Raw genomic sequence first — 239 nt, forward strand, 5'->3', positions numbered from 1 at the left:
GCAATTCATCATAAGAAGTAAGCTGAATTTCTTTCTTAGGTTTACGCATGATTCAGCACCTCCTGGACAAGTGCCTGATAACTGTACGCACCTTTTCCTTTTGCATAATAAGAAAAAATACTGACACCTTCTGATGCAGTTTCGGCAAGAGCCTCTGTTCTTGGAATCGTCTGATCAAAAATTCTAATCTCTGCTCCATAAGCATCTCGTACTGCCTGCTTATTTCTCTTTGAATTATT

Annotated in this window: 1 protein-coding gene; it reads right to left on the reverse strand. The window is 38.9% G+C overall.

The features are described 5' to 3' along the window. Nucleotides 1–41: 41 nt before the first annotated feature. Nucleotides 42–239: ParA family protein (locus tag LI112_RS18060; RefSeq protein WP_369123680.1), on the reverse strand; the 198-nt coding region annotated here is incomplete at its 5' end.

Origin of the sequence: Blautia sp. 210820-DFI.6.14, from assembly GCF_020558815.1 — a bacterium.
GTDB classification, from domain to species: Bacteria; Bacillota; Clostridia; order Lachnospirales; family Lachnospiraceae; genus Blautia_A; species Blautia_A obeum.